20 protein-coding genes are annotated in these 20,510 nt (G+C 68.2%); 15 read left to right on the top strand and 5 right to left on the bottom strand.

Annotated elements, in window-relative coordinates:
* The first annotated feature begins 31 nt into the window (after positions 1 to 31).
* The 8 genes from rsmG to SriyCCGPB3_RS21105 all read left to right on the top strand — a co-directional run bounded on the left by rsmG (position 32) and on the right by SriyCCGPB3_RS21105 (position 7,567).
* Positions 32 to 670, top strand: coding sequence for a 16S rRNA (guanine(527)-N(7))-methyltransferase RsmG (rsmG, locus tag SriyCCGPB3_RS21140; protein WP_350259699.1), 639 nt, complete (start codon positions 32 to 34; stop codon positions 668 to 670).
* A 112-nt stretch (positions 671 to 782) separates the two neighbouring features.
* The gene (locus tag SriyCCGPB3_RS21135) at positions 783 to 1,580 is read left to right on the top strand and encodes a ParA family protein (protein WP_005411653.1); all 798 of its coding nucleotides are present in this window, start codon (positions 783 to 785) and stop codon (positions 1,578 to 1,580) included.
* Positions 1,580 to 2,503, top strand: coding sequence for a ParB/RepB/Spo0J family partition protein (locus tag SriyCCGPB3_RS21130; RefSeq protein ID WP_008267278.1), 924 nt, complete (start codon positions 1,580 to 1,582; stop codon positions 2,501 to 2,503). Before SriyCCGPB3_RS21135 ends, SriyCCGPB3_RS21130 begins: the two co-directional genes overlap by 1 nt.
* Positions 2,504 to 2,629: 126 nt before the next feature.
* Positions 2,630 to 3,361 (top strand): suppressor of fused domain protein, encoded by a 732-nt coding sequence (locus SriyCCGPB3_RS21125; protein ID WP_180854140.1) that lies wholly within the window; start codon positions 2,630 to 2,632, stop codon positions 3,359 to 3,361.
* 51 nt (positions 3,362 to 3,412) lie between these two features.
* Positions 3,413 to 4,378: an NAD-dependent epimerase/dehydratase family protein gene (locus SriyCCGPB3_RS21120; protein ID WP_180847336.1), complete on the top strand. Its 966-nt coding sequence runs from the start codon at positions 3,413 to 3,415 to the stop codon at positions 4,376 to 4,378.
* 89 nt (positions 4,379 to 4,467) lie between these two features.
* Positions 4,468 to 5,190: a glycosyltransferase family 2 protein gene (locus SriyCCGPB3_RS21115; RefSeq protein ID WP_110714176.1), complete on the top strand. Its 723-nt coding sequence runs from the start codon at positions 4,468 to 4,470 to the stop codon at positions 5,188 to 5,190.
* Positions 5,190 to 5,537 (top strand): lipid-A-disaccharide synthase N-terminal domain-containing protein, encoded by a 348-nt coding sequence (locus SriyCCGPB3_RS21110; RefSeq protein WP_043399630.1) that lies wholly within the window; start codon positions 5,190 to 5,192, stop codon positions 5,535 to 5,537. Before SriyCCGPB3_RS21115 ends, SriyCCGPB3_RS21110 begins: the two co-directional genes overlap by 1 nt.
* A gap of 257 nt (positions 5,538 to 5,794) precedes the next feature.
* Positions 5,795 to 7,567 (top strand): DUF885 domain-containing protein, encoded by a 1,773-nt coding sequence (locus SriyCCGPB3_RS21105; RefSeq protein ID WP_350259698.1) that lies wholly within the window; start codon positions 5,795 to 5,797, stop codon positions 7,565 to 7,567.
* Positions 7,568 to 7,659: 92 nt separating this feature from the next.
* Here the strand turns inward: SriyCCGPB3_RS21105 and SriyCCGPB3_RS21100 are convergent, their stop codons facing one another.
* Genes SriyCCGPB3_RS21100 through SriyCCGPB3_RS21085 form a run of 4 tightly spaced genes read right to left on the bottom strand, consistent with a single transcriptional unit; the run spans position 7,660 to position 13,730 of the window.
* On the bottom strand, positions 7,660 to 10,869 hold the full coding sequence (locus SriyCCGPB3_RS21100) for an efflux RND transporter permease subunit (protein WP_350259697.1): 3,210 nt from the start codon (positions 10,867 to 10,869) through the stop codon (positions 7,660 to 7,662).
* 10 nt (positions 10,870 to 10,879) lie between these two features.
* The gene (locus SriyCCGPB3_RS21095; RefSeq protein ID WP_350259696.1) at positions 10,880 to 12,085 is read right to left on the bottom strand and encodes an efflux RND transporter periplasmic adaptor subunit; all 1,206 of its coding nucleotides are present in this window, start codon (positions 12,083 to 12,085) and stop codon (positions 10,880 to 10,882) included.
* Positions 12,082 to 13,335 (bottom strand): TolC family protein, encoded by a 1,254-nt coding sequence (locus tag SriyCCGPB3_RS21090; RefSeq protein ID WP_180847338.1) that lies wholly within the window; start codon positions 13,333 to 13,335, stop codon positions 12,082 to 12,084. Before SriyCCGPB3_RS21090 ends, SriyCCGPB3_RS21095 begins: the two co-directional genes overlap by 4 nt.
* Before the next feature lie 56 nt (positions 13,336 to 13,391).
* Positions 13,392 to 13,730 (bottom strand): hypothetical protein, encoded by a 339-nt coding sequence (locus tag SriyCCGPB3_RS21085; RefSeq protein WP_164161675.1) that lies wholly within the window; start codon positions 13,728 to 13,730, stop codon positions 13,392 to 13,394.
* Between the two features lie 177 nt (positions 13,731 to 13,907).
* Between SriyCCGPB3_RS21085 and SriyCCGPB3_RS21080 the strand changes: the two genes are divergently transcribed.
* Positions 13,908 to 14,594, top strand: a complete 687-nt coding sequence (locus SriyCCGPB3_RS21080; protein WP_228756494.1) for a hypothetical protein — start codon at positions 13,908 to 13,910, stop codon at positions 14,592 to 14,594.
* Between the two features lie 103 nt (positions 14,595 to 14,697).
* Here SriyCCGPB3_RS21080 and SriyCCGPB3_RS21075 read toward each other — a convergent pair whose 3' ends face one another.
* A complete protein-coding gene (locus tag SriyCCGPB3_RS21075; RefSeq protein ID WP_350259695.1) occupies positions 14,698 to 15,096 on the bottom strand; it encodes a RidA family protein in 399 nt (132 codons plus the stop codon).
* A 108-nt stretch (positions 15,097 to 15,204) separates the two neighbouring features.
* Here SriyCCGPB3_RS21075 and SriyCCGPB3_RS21070 point away from each other — a divergent pair, with 108 nt between their 5' ends.
* From SriyCCGPB3_RS21070 to SriyCCGPB3_RS21045, 6 genes are all read left to right on the top strand, one after another.
* Positions 15,205 to 16,098 (top strand): LysR family transcriptional regulator, encoded by an 894-nt coding sequence (locus SriyCCGPB3_RS21070; protein ID WP_350259694.1) that lies wholly within the window; start codon positions 15,205 to 15,207, stop codon positions 16,096 to 16,098.
* Between the two features lie 55 nt (positions 16,099 to 16,153).
* Positions 16,154 to 16,663: a DNA polymerase III subunit epsilon gene (gene dnaQ, locus SriyCCGPB3_RS21065; RefSeq protein WP_006402525.1), complete on the top strand. Its 510-nt coding sequence runs from the start codon at positions 16,154 to 16,156 to the stop codon at positions 16,661 to 16,663.
* Between the two features lie 283 nt (positions 16,664 to 16,946).
* Positions 16,947 to 17,183 carry a 50S ribosomal protein L28 gene (gene rpmB / locus SriyCCGPB3_RS21060; protein ID WP_005411638.1) on the top strand — a complete coding sequence of 79 codons (237 nt, stop codon included), beginning with the start codon at positions 16,947 to 16,949 and terminating at the stop codon, positions 17,181 to 17,183.
* 10 nt (positions 17,184 to 17,193) lie between these two features.
* A complete protein-coding gene (gene rpmG / locus SriyCCGPB3_RS21055; protein ID WP_169411268.1) occupies positions 17,194 to 17,361 on the top strand; it encodes a 50S ribosomal protein L33 in 168 nt (55 codons plus the stop codon).
* 261 nt (positions 17,362 to 17,622) lie between these two features.
* The gene (gene cls, locus SriyCCGPB3_RS21050; RefSeq protein WP_153856988.1) at positions 17,623 to 19,041 is read left to right on the top strand and encodes a cardiolipin synthase; all 1,419 of its coding nucleotides are present in this window, start codon (positions 17,623 to 17,625) and stop codon (positions 19,039 to 19,041) included.
* Positions 19,042 to 19,086: 45 nt separating this feature from the next.
* Entirely contained in the window at positions 19,087 to 20,508 is a 1,422-nt protein-coding gene (locus tag SriyCCGPB3_RS21045; protein WP_153856974.1) for an FAD/NAD(P)-binding protein, read from the top strand.
* Positions 20,509 to 20,510 lie beyond the last annotated feature (2 nt).

Here is a 20,510-nt window from a genome sequence, read left to right as displayed (position 1 = left end):
ATCAGCTCGCAAAACCGGCGATAATGTCGGCATGAGCGAACACCCACTTCCCGCCAGCGTGGCTGCCACGCTGGAACAGGGCCTGGCCAGCATGGGCCTGGACGCCGCGCTGGCGCCGCCGCTGCTGCGCTACCTGGCCCTGCTGCACCGCTGGAACGGCACCTACAACCTCACCGCCATCCGCGATCCGCAGGAGATGGTCACCCGCCACCTGCTCGATTCGCTGGCGATGCAGCCGTTCGTGGCCGATGGCAGCCTGGCCGACCTCGGCACCGGCCCCGGGTTGCCCGGCATCCCGCTGGCGATCGCCTGCCCGGGCCTGCAGGTCACCCTGGTGGAAAGCAACGGCAAGAAGGCGCGCTTCATGCGCGAGGCCGTGCGCCAGCTCGGCCTGGGCAACGCCCGCGTGGCCGAATCGCGCGCCGAGGCGCTGGACGAGGCCGGCCGCTACGACCAGCTGACCGCGCGTGCGATGGACACCCTGGCCGGGATCGTCCGCGTCGGTGGCCACCTGCTGCGCCCCGGCGGCGTGCTGCTGGCCATGAAGGGCGTCTACCCGCATGAAGAGATCGCGGAGCTGCCGGACGGCTGGCAGGTGCGCGAGGTGACCCCGCTGAGCGTGCCCGGCCTGGCCGGCGAACGCCACCTGGTCACTGTTACAGGCCCCTGATTCCCGCCGCCAGCCCCTTGTGGAACAACGGGTTGGCGATTCACGATTTCCGCAAGGGGCCGGTTGTACGCATAATGACCGGTCCCAGCATACGTCGACGAGGCACACCCGCATGGCCCGCATCATCGCCATCGCCAACCAGAAGGGTGGCGTCGGCAAGACCACGACCGCCGTCAACCTGGCCGCTTCCCTGGCCAACGCACCCAAGCGCGTGCTGTTGGTCGACCTGGATTCGCAGGGCAACGCGACCATGGGCAGTGGCGTGGACAAACGAGAGCTGGCCGCCTCCACCTGTGACCTGCTGCTCGGCGAGAACAGCGCCGCCGATGTGCGCGTGCAGACTGCCGAGGGCTACGACCTGCTGCCCGGCAACATCGACCTGACCGCCGCCGAGATCCAGTTGATGGGCCAGAGCGAGCGCGAGCAGCGCCTGAAGCGCGCGCTGGCGCCGATCCGCGACGAGTACGACTACATCCTGATCGACTGCCCGCCGGCGCTGTCGCTGCTGACGCTCAACGCGCTGGCCGCCGCCGACTCGGTGATCGTGCCGATGCAGTGCGAGTACTACGCGCTGGAAGGCCTGAGCGCGCTGGTGGAGACCATCGAGGCGCTGCGCACCAGCCTGAACCCGGCGCTGGAGATCGAAGGCGTGCTGCGCACCATGTTCGATGTGCGCAACAACCTGGCCAACGCGGTCTCGGCCGAGCTCACCGAGCACTTCGGCGACCGCGTGTTCCGCACCATCGTGCCGCGCAACGTGCGCCTGGCCGAGGCGCCCAGCCATGGCCAGAGCATCGTCGGCTACGACCGCGCCTCGCGCGGTGGCGTGGCCTACCTGGGCCTGGCCGGCGAGATCATCCGCCGCAACAACGAACGCAACAAGGCCGCCAAGGCCGTGGAGACCGTCTGATGACCAGCAGCAAGCCGGCAGCCAAGAAGCGAGGCCTCGGCCGTGGCCTGGATGCCCTGCTGGGTCCCAAGGGTGCGGTCAGCCAGGTGCAGGCCACCACTGCGGTGATCGAGCCGCTGCCGGGTGAAGTGCTGCGCAAGCTGGCCGTGGGCCAGCTGCAGCCGGGCAAGTACCAGCCGCGCCGCGAGATGGACGAGGGCAAGCTCTCCGAGCTGGCCGACTCGATCAAGTCGCAGGGCGTGATCCAGCCGATCCTGGTGCGCCAGCTGCCGGCGGGCAACTACGAAATCGTCGCCGGCGAACGCCGCTGGCGCGCCTCACAGCTGGCCGGCCTGGACGAAGTGCCGGTGGTGGTGCGCGAGCTGGAAGACCGCACCGTCATCGCGATGGCGCTGATCGAGAACATCCAGCGCGAAGACCTCAACCCGCTGGAAGAGGCCGAGGCGCTGCAGCGCCTGATCAGCGAATTCACCCTGACCCATGCCGAGGCCGCCGAGGCCGTCGGCCGCTCGCGCGCGGCGGTGTCCAACCTGCTGCGCCTGCTGGAGCTGCCGGTGGCGATCCGCCTGCTGCTGGAAACCCGCCGCCTGGAAATGGGCCACGCCCGCGCGCTGCTGACCCTGGCTCCCGAGCTGGCCGGCAAGCTGGCGCAGGAAGCAGCCGATGAAGGCTGGTCGGTGCGCGAGGTCGAGCGCCGTGCGCAGGCCTTCGCCGCCGGCAAGGTGCCGAGCAACCGCCCGGTGGCCACGCCGAAGGTGCAGCAGGCCGACATCGCCTCGCTGGAAACCGAGCTGTCCGAAGCCCTGGGGGCCAAGGTGGCGATCAACCATGGTCGCGGCGGCAAGGGCAAGCTGATCATCCACTACACCGACCTGGACACCCTGGACGGCGTGCTGGAAAAGCTGCGCACGCGCCAGGGCTGAGCCCGGCGCGGTGACAGGGGGCGCGGCCCGTTCCCGCCGCGTCCTGCCGATGACAGGGAACGCACCGCCGCGCGTGCCGGGGGATGCACTGCTCTCCGGTCCGTGGCCTCATCCAGGGAGCAGGACATGAGCAACGCATTCGACGACGTCAGCCCGGGCGGCAGCCCGATCCTGGTGCACAGCCGCCAGAAGGATTTCACGCCGGCGCAGGGCGAAGAACACATCGAGGCGATCGGCGCGCACATCGAGCGCCATCTGGGCCCGGTGTCCGGTGTCTTCCACGAGATCATCTCCGACCTGGTGCACATCGACGTGCACGTGGTGCCGGCCACCGACCAGTTCCCGTATCTGCGGCTGGTGACCTCCGGCATGAGCGACCTGCCGATGACCGTGCCCGCCGAAGTGGAGGCGGACGTGCCGCGCTACATGGAGCTGATGGTGACCCTGCCGGCCGACTGGCCGATCTCGCAGGACGCCTTCGAGGACGAGCGCAACTACTGGCCGGTGCGCCTGCTGAAGGGCATGGCGCGGCTGCCGCACGAGTACGACACCTGGCTGGGCTTCGGCCACACCATTCCCAACGGCCATCCCAGCGAGCCCTATGCGCCCGGCGTGGGCTTCGACGGCGCCATCGTGCTGCCGCCGGTAACCACCCCGGAAGAATTCGCCGAGCTGGTGCTGGAAGATGGCAGGACCATCGCCTTCATGACCCTGATGCCGCTGTACCCGGAGGAGATGGACCTGAAGCTGAAGAAGGGCGCCGAGGCGCTGCTCGACCGCTTCGATGCGAAGAACATCCAGGACGTGATCGAGCCCGGCCGCACCAATGTGGCCAGGAAGCGTTTCGGGCTGTTCTGAGCCCGCAGCGTATCCTCTGCACCTGTACTCATTGATTTCCAGGCAACTGCAATGACCATCCTGCTCACCGGCGCTGCCGGCTTCATCGGTGCCTACACCGCCCGCGCGCTACTGGAGGCGGGCCAGCCGGTGGTTGGCCTGGACAACTTCAACGACTACTACGACCCGCAGATCAAGCGCGACCGCGTGGCCGCGCTGTGCCCGGCGCTGGACCTGCGCACGCTGGACCTGACCGATCGCGAAGGCCTGGCCGCGCTGTTCGACGAAGTGCAGCCGACTGCGGTGATCCACCTGGCCGCACAGGCCGGCGTGCGCTACTCGCTGGAAAACCCGCATGCCTATGTCGACAGCAACCTGGTCGGCTTCGTCAACATCCTCGAGCTGTGCCGCCACCGTGGCGTGCAGCACCTGGTGTATGCGTCGAGCAGCTCGGTCTACGGTGATTCGGCCACACCGCCGTTCTCCGAGGACCAGCGCGTGGACCAGCCGCGCTCGCTGTACGCGGCTACCAAGGCGGCCAACGAGCTGATGGCCTACACCTACGCGCAGCTGTACGGCCTGCACGCCACCGGCCTGCGCTTCTTCACCGTGTATGGCCCGTGGGGCCGGCCGGACATGGCACCGCTGCTGTTCTCGCGCGCGGTGCTGGCCGGGCGGCCGATCGACGTGTTCAACGAAGGCCGCATGCAGCGCGACTTCACACATGTTTCCGACATCGTGTCGGGTATCCTCGGCGCCCTCGCGCATCCGGCCGACGGTCCGGTGCCGCACCGGGTGTTCAACCTCGGCAACCATACGCCGGTCGAGCTGGAGCGCTTCATCAGCGTGATCGAGCAGGCCGCCGGCCGCCCCGCGCAGAAGGTCTACAAGCCCATGCAGCCCGGCGACATGGTGCGCACGATGGCCGATACCCGGCGCGCCCATGACGCCTTCGGCTTCGACGCGGTGACCCCGATCGAAGAAGGGCTGCCGCCTGTCGTGCAGTGGTGCCGCGAGTATTTTGGCGACCGCGCCTGAGCCGCAATCCTCACGCGGCCGGGTTCATCTTCGGATAACCTCGGTTTCGGAGAATGCGCGGTCTTTGTCCCCCCTTGGCCGAGTGCCTTATGAGCCAACCCGAGCTTTCCGTTGTCGTCCCCGTGTTCAACGAGCGCGACAATGTCGCCCCGCTGGTCGCCGAAATCACCGCTGCGCTGCGCGGCCGGCTGCCGTTCGAGATCGTCTACATCGATGATCACTCGCGCGATGACACCCTGGCGGTGCTGCAGGGCCTGAAGGCGACCACGCCGGAACTGCGGGTCTTGCACCACGTGAACCAGAGCGGGCAGAGCACGGCGGTGCGCACCGGGGTCAAGCACGCGCGTGCACCGTGGATCGCCACCCTGGATGGTGATGGCCAGAACGATCCGGCGGATATTCCCAAGCTGCTGGTTGCGCGCGATGCCGCCGAAGCACAGGTGAAGCTGTTCGCCGGTTGGCGCGTCAACCGCCAGGACAGCGGCAGCAAGCGCTGGGCCAGCCGCTGGGCCAACGCCATCCGTGCACGCATGCTGCGCGACGATACGCCCGACACCGGCTGCGGCATCAAGCTGTTCGAGCGCAGTGCGTTCCTCGACCTGCCGTACTTCGACCACATGCATCGCTACCTGCCGGCGCTGATGCAGCGTGCCGGCTGGAAGACCACCAGCGTGCCGGTCAACCACCGCCACCGTACCGCCGGCGTCTCCAAGTACAACAACCTCGGCCGCGCGCTGGTCGGCATCCGTGACCTGCGCGGCGTGGCCTGGCTGATCACCCGCAGCAAGCGCACCGCGGTGGAAGAGCGGTGATGGGCCTGGAGCTGCACTGGCTCGACCAGCCGCTGACATGGCTGTACTGGACCGGCCTGCATGTGACCGGCTGGAAGCTGATCGGCTATACCGGCGCGCTGATGTTTGGTGGCCGCTGGCTGGTCCAGTTCATCGCCTCCAAGCGCGCCGGCAAGCCGGTGATCCCGCGCCTGTTCTGGTACATGAGCGTGGTCGGCAGCCTGATGACGCTGAGCTACTTCCTGTTCTCGGCCAAGCAGGACTCGGTGGGCGTGCTGCAGAACCTGTTCCCGGCGTTCACCGCGCTGTACAGCCTGCAGCTGGACATCAAGCACCGGGGCTGGAAGCGGGACAAGGCCAGCCACTAGGTCGTCGGGGCCCCATCCGGTAGGTGCCGACCTTGGTCGGCGGTGGGTTTGGGGGCCAACCAAGGTTGGCCGCTACCGGAGCCCCGGTCTGCCACGCTACGGTAGATGCCGACCTTGGTCGGCGCTGGGTTTGGGGGGCCAACCAAGGTTGGCCGCTACCGGGGCTCCGGTCTGCGTTGCAGGCAGGACCTTCGTCCCATGCCATGGGCCGTGGGCGGTGCCATGATCGGGGTCTGCCTTCCCGGGAACCTGTGCTCGTGAAAACCCGTCTTGCCGTTGCCCTGCTGATCGCCCTGTCCGCCCCCGCCGTGGCCTTGGCCGCGCCGCCCGCCACCGCCGCACCGGCCAGCGTGGCCACCGAATCGCCTGCCGACGCCGCCTTCCGTGCGCTGTACGAGAAGGAATGGAAGTGGCGCCAGGATGGCGGCGGCGAGGCCAGCGAGGACGAGGACGCTCCGGCCAATGCCACCCGCATGCCCGACGTCGGCCCGGCGGCGCAGCAGGCACGCCTGAAGGTGTGGGACGAGACCCTGGCCGCGCTGAAGAAGATCGACCCGAAGACCCTGTCGGCCGACAACCAGGTCAACTACGCGATTTACCGCGACCAGGTGTTCAACCTGGCCGAAGACGTGCGCCTGCGCGGCTACGAGATGCCGTTCAACGCCGACTCCTCGTTCTGGTCCAACCTGTCCTTCATGGCCCGGCGCGAGATGAAGACCGCGCAGGACTACCAGAACTACATCGCCCGCCTGAACGATGTGCCGCGCTACTTCGGGCAGCAGACCGAGAACATGCGCGCCGGCCTGAAGCGTGGCTTCAGCGTGCCGCGTGCCGTGCTCGATGGCCGCGAGGTGTCCATCGCCACCGTCGCCGAGCTGATGGATCCCACCGAGTCGCCGCTGTACGCACCGTTCAAGAAGCTGCCCAACAGCATCCCGGCCGCCGAGCAGGCCAGGCTGCAGGCGCAGGCACGCGAAGCAATCAGTGGCAAGGTGGTGCCTGCGTTCCAGCAGCTGCGCACCTTCTTCGTCAGCGAGTACGTGCCGCAGGCGCGCACCACCCTGGCCGCCGAAGCGATGCCGGGCGGCAAGGCGTACTACAAGCAGCAGATCCACGAATACACCACGCTGGACCTGTCGCCGGACGAGATCCACCGCATCGGCCTGGGTGAAGTCGCGCGCATCCAGAAGGAAATGAACGACATCATCAAGCAGGTGAGGTTCAAGGGCAGCTTCGCCGAGTTCCTGACCTTCCTGCGCACCGATCCGCAGTTCTACGCCAAGACCCCGGAAGAGCTGCTGTCGCGCGCGGCGTGGATCTCCAAGCGGGCCGATGGCCAGCTCGGCAAGTACATGACGCTGCCGCGCGCGCGCTTCACCATTGTGCCGGTGCCGCCGGACATCGCGCCGTTCTGGACCGCCGGCCGTGGTGGCATGGGCACCTACTGGCTCAACACCTACAACCTGCCGTCGCGCCCGCTGTACAACCTGCCGGCGCTGACCCTGCATGAATCCGATCCGGGCCACGCGCTGCAGGGTGCCATTGCCGCCGAGCAGAAGAACCTGCCCGAGTTCCGCCGCAACGCCTACATCTCCGCCTACGGCGAAGGCTGGGCGCTGTACTGCGAGAAGCTGGGCGTGGAGATGGGCATCTACGAAACCCCGTACGAGGATTTCGGCCGCCTGACCTACGAAATGTGGCGCGCTGCACGCCTGGTGATCGATACCGGCGTGCACAGCAAGGGCTGGAGCCGCGAGCAGGCGCTGGCCTACCTGCGTGACCACACCGCGCTGAGCGAGCATGAAGTGACCACCGAAGTGGACCGCTACATTTCCTGGCCGGGCCAGGCGCTGAGCTACAAGCTGGGCGAAATCGCCATCGTGCGCCTGCGCGCGCAGGCCGAGAAGGAGCTGGGCGACAAGTTCGACATCAAGGGCTTCCACGACACCCTGCTCAAGCAGGGCTCGGTGCCGCTGCCGGTGCTGGAACAGCAGATCCAGGCCTACATCGCCGAACGCAAGAAGGCCTGACCGTTCCAAGGTAGTGCCGGCCGCTGGCCGGCAATCCGACCCGGTCACGGGGTCGGATCCCTTTCCTGTGGAAAGGGCTCCGACCCCCAACCTCAGCCGACCGCCCGCGGCTTGGCCACCCGCGCAGCGAAAGTCGGCAGCACCAGCAGGGTCAGCACGGTGGCGGTGATCAGGCCACCGATCACCACCGTCGCCAGCGGCTTCTGCACCTCGGCACCGGAACCGCTGGCGATCGCCATCGGAATGAAGCCGACGATCGCCACCAGCGCCGTGGTCAGCACCGCGCGGATGCGGCTCGACGCACCGTTGATCGCCGCCTGCAGCGGCAGGTCACCGGCATCCAGGCGCTCGCGGATCGCCTGCATCAGTACCAGACCGTTCAAGGTGGCCACGCCGGAGACGGCGATGAAGCCGACCGCCGCCGACACCGAGAACGGCATGCCACGCAGCAGCAGCGCGAGGATGCCGCCGACCAGCGCCAACGGCACGCAGCTGAACACCAGAATGGCTTCCTTGCCGCTGCGCAGGGCCATGAACAGCAGGCTGCCGATCAGCAGGAACACCACCGGCACCACCGTCGCCAACCGCTTCTCGGCGCGCTGCAGGTTCTCGAACTGGCCACCCCAGGTCAGGTAGGCGCCCGGCGGCAGTGCCACGTCGGCCACCGCCGCCTGCGCTTCACCCACGAAGCCGCCCAGGTCACGACCACGCACGTTGGCCTGTACCACCACGCGGCGGCTGCCGTTGTTGCGGCTGATCTGGTTCGGTCCTTCGCTGACCGTGATGCGCGCGACCGACGACAGCGGAATCACCAGGCCCGCAGGCGTGGCAATCGGCAGCGAAGCCAGCTGGTCCGGATCGTTGCGCGAGGCATCGTCCAGGCGCACCACCACGTTGAAGCGGCGGTCACCTTCGAAGATCTTGCCGGCCGCCGTGCCACCAATGCCGGTGGACAGCGCATCACTCACGTCCGCGGCAGTCAGACCGTACTGCGCCGCCGCCACGTGGTCGATGGCCACATTGAGCGTGGGCAGGCCGGAGATCTGTTCCACCCGCACGTCGGCCGCGCCCTCCACCGCACGCAGCTTCAGCGCTACCTGATCGGCCACCTTCTGCAGCTGGCTGAAGTCATCGCCGAAGATCATCACCGCCAGGTCGGTACGCACGCCGGAAATCAGTTCGTTGAAGCGCAGCTCGATCGGCTGGCTGAACTCGAAGCTGTTGCCCAGCTGCTGCCCGGCCAGCGTTTCGAAGCGTGCCACCAGCGCGTCCTTGCCCAGCTTCGGATCCGGCCAGTCCTTGCGTGGCTTGAGCACGATCACGCTGTCGGAGATGTTGGTCGGCATCGGGTCGATCGCCGCCTCGGCGGTACCGGTGCGCGAGAACACGGTTTCTACTTCCGGCTGATTGGCAATTGCCTTTTCCAGTGCCAGCTGCATCGCCAGCGACTGCTCCAGCGAGGTCGACGGCACGCGCAGGGCCTGCATCGCCACGTTGCCTTCGTCCAGCGTCGGCATGAACTCGCGGCCCAGCAGCGAGAACGAACCGATGCCCACCACCACCATCATCACCGCACCGGCCAGCACCGTGCGCGGATGCGCCACGGCCTTGCGCACCACCGGCTCGATGCGCGCACGCAGCACGCGGATCAGCTTCGTCTCGTGCTCGCCATCGTCAGCATGTGTATCGCCGTCCTTCAACTTGGGCTCGCGCACCAGCAGTGCGGCCATCGCCGGCACGAAGGTGAAGGAGAAGATGAAGGCACCGACCAGGGCCAGCATGAACGTGGCCGCCATCGGGTGGAAGGTCTTGCCCTCCACGCCTTCCAGGGTAAGGATCGGCGCGAACACCAGCAGGATGATCAACTGGCCGAAGGCCGCAGGGCGCGCCATCTTCATCGCCGAATCAGCGGCCACGCGCAGGCGTTCCATCGCGGTCAATGCACGGCCCAGTTCGGCGCGGCGCTGGCCCAGCATCAGCAGCGTCGACTCGACCACGATCACCGCACCGTCCACCAGGATGCCGAAGTCCAGCGCACCCAGGCTCATCAGGTTGCCGCTGATGCCGAAGCGGTTCATGCCGATCACCGCGAAGAGGAACGACAGCGGAATGACCAGCGCGGTGATCGTTGCCGCACGCAGGTTGCCCAGCAGCAGGAACAGCACCACCACCACCAGCAGTGCGCCCTCGGTGAGGTTCTTGGCCACGGTCTTGATGGTGGAATTGACCAGCACGCTGCGGTCCAGCACCGGTGCCGCCACGATGTCGGCCGGCAGCGATTTGTTCACCTGTTCCAGGCGCGCGGCCGCGGCCTGGGCCACGGTGCGGCTGTTGCCACCGGCGATCATCAGCGCGGTGCCCAGCACGGCTTCGTGGCCGTTGCGGCTGGCCGCACCCAGGCGCGGTGCGCGGCTCAGCTCGACGTCGGCCACATCGGCCACGCGTACCACCACGCCATTGCGGGTGGCTACCGGGGCCTGTGCCAGATCGTCGGTGGTCAGCGCCAGGCCGTCAGCACGTACCACCAGGCCTTCGCCGGCACGCTGCACGAAACCGGCACCGGCCTGCACGTTGGAACGCTGCAGGGCAGTGACCAGATCGGCCAGGCCGAGGCCGTGCGCGGCCAGTCGGGCGCTGTCCGGATGCACGCCGTATTCCTTGACGTAGCCGCCGACCGTATCGACGCCGGCCAGCCCCGGGCTGGAACGCATCTGCGGCGCAATGATCCAGTCCTGCACGGTGCGCAGGTAGGTGGCACGTTCTTCCGGCGTGCGCAGCAGATTGCCTTCCGGCGTGCGGTAGACCTCGCCGGCCTGCCAGCCGGCTTCACCGGGCTTGGCCAGCCTGGCCGGATCGAACGCGGTGAAGTCCACGGTCCACATCAGCACTTCGCCGAGGCCGGTGGTGACCGGCGACAGCATCGGCGACGCGCCATCGGGCAGGTCTTCGGATGCCTCGCGCATGCGTTCGGCCACCTGCTGGCGGGCGAAGTAGATGTCGGTCGCATCGGTGAAGATCGCGGTGACCTGCGAGAAGCCATTGCGCGACAGCGAACGCGTGGTGGTTAGGCCGGGAATGCCGGCCAGCGCGGTTTCCAGCGGATAGGTCACCTGCCGCTCGATCTGCTCCGGGGTCAGTGCCGGTGCCACCGTGTTGATCTGCACCTGGCGGTTGGTGATGTCCGGCACCGCGTCGATCGGCAGCTTGCCCAGCTGGAACAGGCCCACGGCAGCGATCAGCGCCGCCATGAACACCACCAGCCAGCGGTGGCGCACCGCTGTTTCAATGATCAGCTTGAACATGGTCGCCTCCTCAGTGGCCGTGCTCGGCTTCGCCCTTGGCCAGTTCGGCCTTGAGCAGGAAGGCGTTGGCACCGACGATGCGCTCGTTGCCGGTCAGCCCACCGAGGATCTCGATGCGGTCGCCGGCACGGCGCCCGGCCAGCACCGGCTGCGCCTTGAAGCCGCCGTCGACGGCGACGAACACCGCGCTGCCGCCATCGACGTTCTGCACCGCATCGGCGGGCACGCTGAGCGAACCGTCCTGGCCTTCGGTGACCACCACCGCCGATACCGGCGAACCGGCCGGCGGCAGCGAAGCGTCCACCGGCGTGGCGCGGATCACCGCGACGCCGCCCTGCTGGCGCACATCAGCGGCCGAACCGGTGACGGTGGCGGTGAAGCTGCCACCCGGCACGCTCACTTCCAGCTTCATGCCGGGCGTGACCTGTGCGGCCAGCGCGGGCGGCGCGGTGAACACCAGTTCGTTCATCGCCGGATTGGCGACATCAGCCACCGCGCTGCCGGCAGCGACCACGCCGCCCGGGGTGACCTGCACGTTGCCGACGATGCCGGCCACCGGGCTGGTGATGCGCACGCGGCCGCTGGCATCGGGCGCACCGTTGGCAGCGGCCTGGGCCTGCGCGGCAGCGGCCTGGGCCTGTGCCGCCAGCGAGCGGGCGCGCGAGGCCTCCAGTTCCTGGCGGGCGACCACACCCTGGTCAACCAGCGCCTTGTCGCGGCCATAGGCCAGGCGCGCGGCCTCGGCTTCGGCCGATGCAGCCAGCGCATTGGCGCGGAACACCGCGGCCTCACCGCTGACCACGATCGCCAGCGCCTGGTTCTGCTTCACTGCGGTGCCCGGCGCGACCAGCACGCGCTCGACGCGGCCGGTCACCGTGGAGGCAACCGAAGCGCGGGCGCCCACGGTGGGCTCGACCCTGCCGGACAGCCGGGTCGAGCCACCGCCACCGCGGCCGATGGCGACCACCTCGATACCGGACGCCTTGATCTGTTCCGGGGTCAGCTGCACCACGCCTTCATCGGCGTCGGCGGGGGCCTTGGCGGTTTCCGCCTTGGCCTCCTTGCTGTCGGCGGCATGGCCGTGGCCATCGTCGGTACCGGCCTTGGCCGCAGTGGGGTCTTCATTGGCAGGCGTCTGCGCATTGCCGGCGCAGCCGGCCAGCAGCATGGTCAGCAGCACGCCGCCGATCAGCGGGAAAGTACGGGAGAGAGTCATTTGGCCTCCACAAAAGGTGCGCGCCCCTCAAGGCGGGCAAGATCGATTTCCGCGCCGACGCGCGACAGGCGCGCATCCACGGCGGTGCCGCGGGCGGCGATGAGGGCGCTGCGCGTGCTGCGCAGTTCCAGCTGGGAGATGCGTCCGGCGTCGAAGCCGACGCGTGCGAGGCGATACGCCTCTTCGGCGGCGACCACGCTTTCATCGGCGGCGCGGGTACGGCTGCCGGCCGCCTTCAGCCCAGCCACGGCAGACAGGCGCTCGGCCTCGCTGTCGCGGCGCTGCTGGTCCAGGCGTGCCTCGGCCGCGCGCTGGTCGGCATTGGCGGCGCGGATGCCCCCGCGGTTGCGGTCGAACAGCGGGATGCTGAGGCTGACCCCGAGGTTGTAGGCACGCTCGCCGCCTTCGCGGAAGCGGGTCTGTGCGGCGGTGACGCTCAGATCGGGCAGGGCGCGCTTGCGCTCCACATCGACCAGCTTGCCGGCCGCATCGGCTTCGGCTTCGGCGATGCGCACCGCCAGCGCCACGTCGGTGGCGCCACGCGGCAGCGGCGGGGCACGGTCGAGCAGGCTGTTGTCGATCGACTGCACCGGCGCATCCAGCAGTGCGGCACCGGCCAGGCGGGCCAGCGCGGCGTCGCGGAACGCCTGCGCTTCATCCAGCGCAGCGCTGGCATTGGCCACTTCGCTCTGCGCCTGCACCGCGCGCAGCTGTGGCTCGCGGCCCTGCTTGACCATCGCGTTGACCGCGTTGGCGTCATCGCGGGTGAGGGTCAGCGCCTCCTCGGCCAGGGAGTAGCGGCGCAGTGCACTTTCCGCCTGTGCGTAGACCACCGCCAGCTGGCTGGCCACGTCGCTGCGGCTCTGGGCACCACGCAGGTTGGCGGCCTGTGCCTCGGCACGGGCGGCACGGACACGCGCGCCACGCTGGCCCCAGACCTCCAGCGGCTGGGACAGGGTGAGCACGGTATCGGCCTTGCCCATGCCGCCATAGGAGCCGGTGCCCCAGGCGTTCTCGGCGGAGTAGGAGAGGGAAGGATTGGGCAGCGCACGGGCCTGGTCGGCGCGCGCGTCGGCGGCCTCGGCCAGCGCCGTACCGACGCGGGTACCGGGCAGCTGGTCCAGGCGTTCAAGCAGGGTGTCGTAGGAAGGGGCGGCTTGCGCCATCACCGATGTCGCCGGGGCCAGGCCCAGCAACACGGCGACGACCAGCCCGGCCGCGCGCGGCGACCGAGGTGTCAGGATCGACATAGGGGGATTCCGGTTGTGAGTGAAACGGGAGCCCGCAATCGCGGGACGCGCTCAACTCACGCCCGGGGGGGACGCGTCAATTCATCCTGGGCGACCGCATAGGTCGCCGCGTCGCCGGCATTCATCCAGCGCGACGGCAGTGGCGCACCGAAGGCGGCGAGGGTACTGGCCGGCAGGCTCAGGTTGGAGTGGTGGCAGTGGTTGTGGCCACAGGCACCGACGTGCTTGCCGTCGGCATCGCCATCGCCATCGGCATCCGGAGCGGACTCCACATGCACCGTGCTGGCGTGCGGTTCCACCGTGCAGGCCAGCGCGTCGGCCACCGGCACGACCACGAATGCCGCCATCAGCAGCATCAGCAGGTACGAGCGAAGGTGGCGGGAGATCCGGCGCATGGAGGGGAGGCTAGCAAGCGGTTTTCGCCGGATACAATATCAATGGACGCTTCGGGAATTCGTCGGAATCTCCCGTTCAGGTGGCGTCCTGCACTGCGGATTGCCCTTGCACGGGCGGTCCATTGCACCTTGCAACGCCTTCGGTGACGATCGGGATTCGTCACCAGGGAGGGAACGATGAACGCACGCGTCGCTGCTGTTGGGCTGCTGATGGTGTTGGTCAGCCCCGCTGTCCAGGCTTCGGATGACGTCTACGTCGAGTTACTGTGGTCGCCGACACCCGCGGACGCCATCGCGCGATCAGTGGCCTACCAGTTCGTTGCCGACGGACTGCACGACCACCGCATCTGCGTTGCCGCCGGTGGAGAAGACGCCGATGTGGGCGGATTGGAACTCACCATTCGCGACGCCAATGGCGTTCGCATCTCGCAGGTCCGGCATGACGGTTTCCGTGGCCGCAAGACCTGTTTCCCAGCGGACCTTGGCACTGCGGGGACGGCCGGCACGTGGACGGTGGATGCCGTTCTTGGCGACGGCCGGACCGGCAAAGCCGCCGTTCGTGTCGATCACCGCTTGGAGGAGTCTCCGCTGTATCTAGGGCACGACGGCCCCTACGTTGCTGGCCGCCCGAACTACGACCCGTCCGTCCCGGCGGCCGAATGGGTGGGCAAGCTGGTCTGGGTGCTGGACGTGGATGCCGAAGGCAAGGTAACGCGCGTTGAAGTGGAAGTCGCCGAAGGCGTTGGCGAACGCTTGCGTGCCCGTGCAATGGCCGCTGGCTGGTTGAGCCAGTTCGGCCCTGACCCGGCGCGTGCGACCAAGCCATTGCGTTGGCGTCGGACACTGGAATTTGCTGCGGAATGATGGCCGCGCGGGGGCAGTGCCCTTCGTCTGGGTAGTGCCGGCCGCTGGCCGGCAACCTCACGAGCGCAGGCAATCGCCTGCCATCGCCGGCCAGCGGCCGGCACTACCGGTCTGCAGGCAGCTTCGCGATCACCTTGATCTCGAACTGGAACCCGTACAGCCAGGTCACGCCGATACCGGTCAGGGTCGGGTGTGGCGCTTCGCCCCAGTACTCGGGCACGATCGCCCACGCCTTCTCGAAGTTGGTTTCCGGATCGACCAGGAACATGGTCACGTCGATCACGTCGTCGAAGGTGCAGCCGGCGGCAGCCAGCACCGCGTTGAGATTCCCGAAGGCGCGGCGCACCTGGGTTTCGAAATCCGGCTCGGGCGAGCCGTCCTCGCGGCTGCCGACCTGGCCGGAGACGAACAGGAAGCCATTGGATCGGATTGCCGGCGAGTAGCGGTTGCGCTCGTACAGGGCCTGGCGGCCGGCGGGGAAAACGACATCACGCTGTGACATGGGGAAGATCCCGTGGGAGAGAACGTCATCCTCCCCGTCAGCGCTGTCTGGATAAACCGCGATGATCGGCCTAGATTGATTGCCAATCCCAAACAATCATGGCCAGCCATGGACCGTTTCGAGGCGATGCGGGCGTTTGCCCGGGTAGTGGAAACCGGCAGCTTCACCCGCGCCGCGCAGACCCTGCAGATCAGCCGCACCACGGCCACCCAGCTGGTGCAGCAGCTGGAGGCACACCTGCGGCTGCGTCTGCTCAACCGCACCACGCGCCGGGTCAGCGTCACCGCCGATGGCGCGGCCTACTACCCGCGCATCGCCCGCCTGCTGGCCGAGCTGGAAGAGGTGGAGGGCGGGCTGGGCGACGCGGCCACCCAGCCGCGCGGGCGCCTGCGCGTGGACGTGCCCGGGCCGTACGCACGGCTGCGGCTGGTGCCGGCGTTGCCGGATTTCCAGGCGCGCTACCCGGAGATCCAGCTGGATATCGGCGTGAGTGATCGCGAAGTGGATGTCATCGCCGACAACGTCGACTGCGTGATCCGTGGCGGCACCCCGGCCGACCCGGCACTGGTGGCGCGGCCGCTCGGCGCGCTGCCGATCGGCTTCCATGCCAGCCCGGGCTATGTGCAGCGCTTCGGCCTGCCGACCGACCCGCGCGCGCTGGAAGGGCCCGATCACCACGTGGTCGGTTTCCTCAGCCCGCGCAGTGGCCGGGCGCGGGTGTTCAGCGCGCAGCGCGGCGATGAGCGCATCGAGGTGCAGGGCCGCTACACGGTCGGCTTCGACGACGGCAACGCCTATCTGGCCGCGGTGTTGGCGGGTCTGGGCGTGGTCGCGTTGCCCAGCTACATGGCCGAACCGCACGTGGCGCGTGGCGAGCTGCTGCCGGTGCTGCAGGACTGGCAGCTGCCGCCCATGCCGATGCATGTGATGTTCCCGCCGAACCGGCACATGAGCCAGCGGATGCGGGTATTCATTGATTGGGTGGTGGAAGCGTTGGGGTGAGTGCATCGGTCGCGTGCGAAAATCCGGCTGCACGTACTGGAGAACGCACACCCTGATGAGCCGCATCGTCGCACTGGATACCGAAACCACCGGCATCTCCCACCGCCTGGGGCACCGGGTGATCGAAATCGGTGCCGTCGAACTGATCGATGGCCAGCTGACCGGCCGCCAGTTCCACACCTACCTGCAGCCGCAGCGCAAGGTCGATTGGGGCGCACAGCGCGTGCATGGCATCAGCGATGCGATGCTGGTGGGCAAGCCACTGTTCTCCAGCAAGGCCGCCGAACTGCTGGACTTCCTGCGCGGCAGCGAAATGGTCGCGCACAACGCCACCTTCGACGTGGGTTTCCTGGACAACGAGCTGCGCCTGGCGGGCATCCCGGGCACGCTGGCCCAGCATTGCCGCATCACCTGCAGCCTGAAGCTGGCGCGCGGGCGCTGGCCGGGCCAGGGCAACAAGCTGGATGATGTGCTGCAGCGCCTGCGCATTCCCGGCAACCGCGGCCTGCACGGCGCGTTGAAGGATGCCCATCTGCTGGCCCAGGTGATTCCGCATCTGCGTTGAGCCGGCCCGGCCGCTTGTGTAGAGCCGAGCCCACGCTCGGCTCCACAGGAAGGCGGCCGTCGCGTTCAGCCCCAGCCTGTGGGTAACTTGCGCAAGTGCTTGAACCCGTGCATAATGCGCGGCTCGCTGTGTCCGGTTTTCTACCGGGCGGCGCCCCCGGGAACACGTCCCCGGCCGCCCAACGCCAGCGTAACCCTTTGATTCTCTTGACGTGTGGTGGGCAACCATCGAGGCCGCCGTCTCCCGGGCTACGGGCTGACAACTACTACTATCGAGGTGCGCAATGTCCCGCGTATGCCAGGTTTCCGGCAAGCGAGTGCAGACGGGTAACAACGTCTCGCACGCCAACAACAAGACCCGTCGTCGTTTCCTGCCGAATCTGCACGAGCGCCGTTTCTGGGTGGCCAGCGAGAACCGCTGGGTCAAGCTTCGTGTTTCCGCGCATGCACTGCGCACCATCGACAAGAACGGCATTGATTCCGTTCTGGCTGAGCTGCGTGCGCGCGGCGAAAAGGTCTGAGGAGTAAAGCATCATGGCAGGCAAGCGCGATAAGGTCCGTATGATTTCCTCGGCCGGTACCGGCCACTTCTACACGACCGACAAGAACAAGAAGAACACCCCGGGGAAGATGGAATTCCTGAAGTACGATCCGGTCGTGCGCAAGCACGTCCTGTACAAGGAAGGCAAGATCAAGTAATCCGCAAGGATTGCTGGTCCCCGCGAAGAAACCCGCCCTTGTGGCGGGTTTTTTCATGTCTGGCATCCAGATGGTGGGGGCCGACCGTTGGCCGGCCCACTCCTTCGACCCCCGGTAGGTGCCAACCTTGGTTGGCACACTTATCCCGCCCCCGGTAGGTGTCGACCTTGGTCGACACGCTGGTTCAAGGCCGTCGAGCGCGGCTCGACTCTACAAGGGCCGGTGGGCAGAATGGCCCATCACCTCCCGACGGGCGACGCGATGCTGTTCGAGTGGTTGCTGGGTTCCTACCTGCTGCTGATCGACTGGCTGATCCGGCTGGTCGCGCTGTGCTGGATTCCCACCCGCACCACGCCGGGGGCGGCGCGCAGCTGGCTGCTGCTGGTCGGCTTCGTGCCGCTGCTGGGCCTGCCGCTGTACCTGCTGTTCGGCCACCCGTGGCTGTCGCGTGAGCGCATCCGCCGCCAGGCCGAGGCCTCGCAGGTGATCCGCGAGGAACAGGCGCTGCAGCATCGCCTGCGCTGGGCCCCGCAGCCGGACACCGCCAGCGCCGAGATCGTGCCGCTGGTGCAGCGCCAGGGCGACTTCATGCCGGTGCACGGCAACGCGGTGGACCTGCTGACCGACTACGACGAATCGCTGCACACGCTGATCGCCGACATCGACCAGGCCGAAGACCGCGTGCACCTGCTGTACTACCTGATGTTCGATGACGCGGTGGGCGAGGCGGTGGTCGAGGCGCTGCAGCGTGCCGCCGCGCGTGGCGTGCAGTGCCGCGTGCTGCTCGACGCGGTGGGTGCCAAGCGCGGCCTGCGCGCCTATCGCAAGCGCCTGGAAGCGCGCGACATCGAAGTGCGCGCGATGCTGCCCGGTGGCCTGCGCTGGCGGCGCAGCGGGCGCATGGACCTGCGCAACCACCGCAAGATCGCGGTGATCGACAACGAAGTGGCGTATGTCGGTTCACAGAACCTGGCCGGCCCCGGGTTCGTGCCCGGCCACCCGAACCGCGAACTGGTGGCGCGCGTGCGTGGCCCGGCGGTGGCGCACCTGGAAGCGGTGTTCGCCAGCGACTGGTACATGGAAACCGGCCAGCGCCTGGACGTGATCGCCGATGTGCCCGAGTGCAGCGATGACATCGCCACCCAGCTGTTGCCCAGCGGCCCTGCCTATCCGTACAGCAACGCACGCGATGCGGTGGCGGCACTGATCCACCTGGCGCGGCGCCGGCTGGTGATGGTCACCCCGTACTTCGTGCCCGACGAAGCCACGCTGAGCGCGCTGCGCATCGCGGCGTTGTCCGGCGTGGACGTGCAGCTGATCCTGTCGGCCAGCAACAACCAGCGGCTGACCTCGTGGGCGCAGGAGGCGTACTACGACGAGCTGCTGCGCTGTGGCGTGCGCATCGCCCTGTACGAACCGCAGTTCCTGCACGCCAAGCACATGAGCGTGGACGAGGACATCGCCGTGCTGGGCTCGATCAACATGGATATCCGCTCGTTCGCGCTGAATGCCGAGATCGGCCTGATCTGCTACGACCGCGCGCTGGTGCAGCAGTTGTGCGCGATCGAGGACGGCTACCTGCGTGAGTCGCGGCAGCTGGACCTGCAGCAGTGGCGCAGCCGCCCCACGTGGCGGCGCAGCCGCGAAGGCATCGCACGCCTGGCCGATGCGTTGATGTGAGGCAAGGCCGGCCGCCCATTTCGGCAATCCGGCCTGTCATCGCCGATGGCCTACAATCGGCGCATGACTGATTCACCGCGTAATGGCGAACTGGACCTGGCAATCATCGGTGGTGGTGCGGCCGGCGTGCTGGTGGCGATCCAGGTACTGCGCCAGGCCCATGCGCCGCTGGCGCTGGCCATCTTCGAGCCGGCTTCGCAGCTGGCGCAGGGCATCGCCTATGCCACGCCGTGGCCGGAGCATCTGCTGAACGTGCCGGCGGCGAAGATGAGTGCGTTTGCCGACCAGCCCGGCGATTTCCTCGACTACCTGATGGCCGCCAACGCCTACCCGGGCGAGGCGCGCGAGGTGCTGGGCGAGCGTTACGTGTGCCGCCACTACTTCGCGGCCTACCTGCAACAGCGCCTGCAGGACGCCGCCACAGCCAGCCCGGCGCAGCTGCAGGTGATCGCGCAGCCGGTGCTGGGCCTGCAGCCGGATGACCACGGTTACCGGCTGCAGCTGGGCGATGGCCAGACGCTGCACGCCGCACAGGCGGTGCTGGCTACCGGCAACAGCATGCGCCCGCTGCCGGTGGCCGGTGCTGATGCGCTGCCTGCGGATGACGTGATCGAGGCCTGGGACTACGACGGCGTACGCACCCTGGCCGGTGAGCAGGCCGTGGCCATTGTCGGTTCCGGCCTGAGCATGGCCGACACCGTGCTGGCGCTGGTCGCTGCCGGCCACACCGGCCCGCTGCATGTGATCTCGCGCCATGGCCTGCTGCCGTTGCCGCACGCGCGTGGTGGCCTGCCCAGCTTCGACCCGGCCACGTTGCTGCCGATGAACCTGCGCCAGCGCCTGCACGCATTGCGCGGGTTCGCACGCCAGGCGCAGGCCGATGGCCTGCCGTGGCAGGGCGTGATGGACCGCATCCGCCCGCACGGGCAGGCGCTGTGGTGCAGCCTCGATGAGGCCGACCAGCGCCGCTTCCTGCGCCATGTGGTGCGCTATTGGGACGTGCATCGCCACCGCATCGCCGAAGAGGTGGATGCGCAGCTGCAGACGCTGCAGGACAGCGCCCAACTGTGTATCCATCGGTCCCGCCTGCAGCGCGTCTGGCGCGAAGGCGATGCCCTGCGGTTGTCCGGCCGCGATGCCACCGGCAATGAACAGCAGTGGACGATCAGCGGGGTGATCAACGCCACCGGCGTGGAAACCCGTGCCAGCGCGCTGCGCAATCCGTTGCTGCAGCAGCTGCAGGCTGATGGATTGGCGCGCCCCGGCCCGCACGGGCTGGGCCTGGACAGCACGGTGCCGGGCGATCGCCTGTGTGCCGCCGGTGGCCAGCCGCAGGCACGGCTGGGCGTGCTCGGCAGCCTGCGCATCGGCAGCCTGTGGGAAAGCCTGGCGGTGCCTGAACTGCGTCAGCAGGCCCACGCACTGGCAACCCAGGTGGTCGCAGGAGCCGCGACGGCGATGCCGTAAAA

This window comes from Stenotrophomonas riyadhensis, assembly GCF_040256885.1.
GTDB classification, from domain to species: domain Bacteria; phylum Pseudomonadota; class Gammaproteobacteria; order Xanthomonadales; family Xanthomonadaceae; genus Stenotrophomonas; species Stenotrophomonas riyadhensis.
This window is presented reverse-complemented; position numbering and strand designations above follow the sequence as displayed.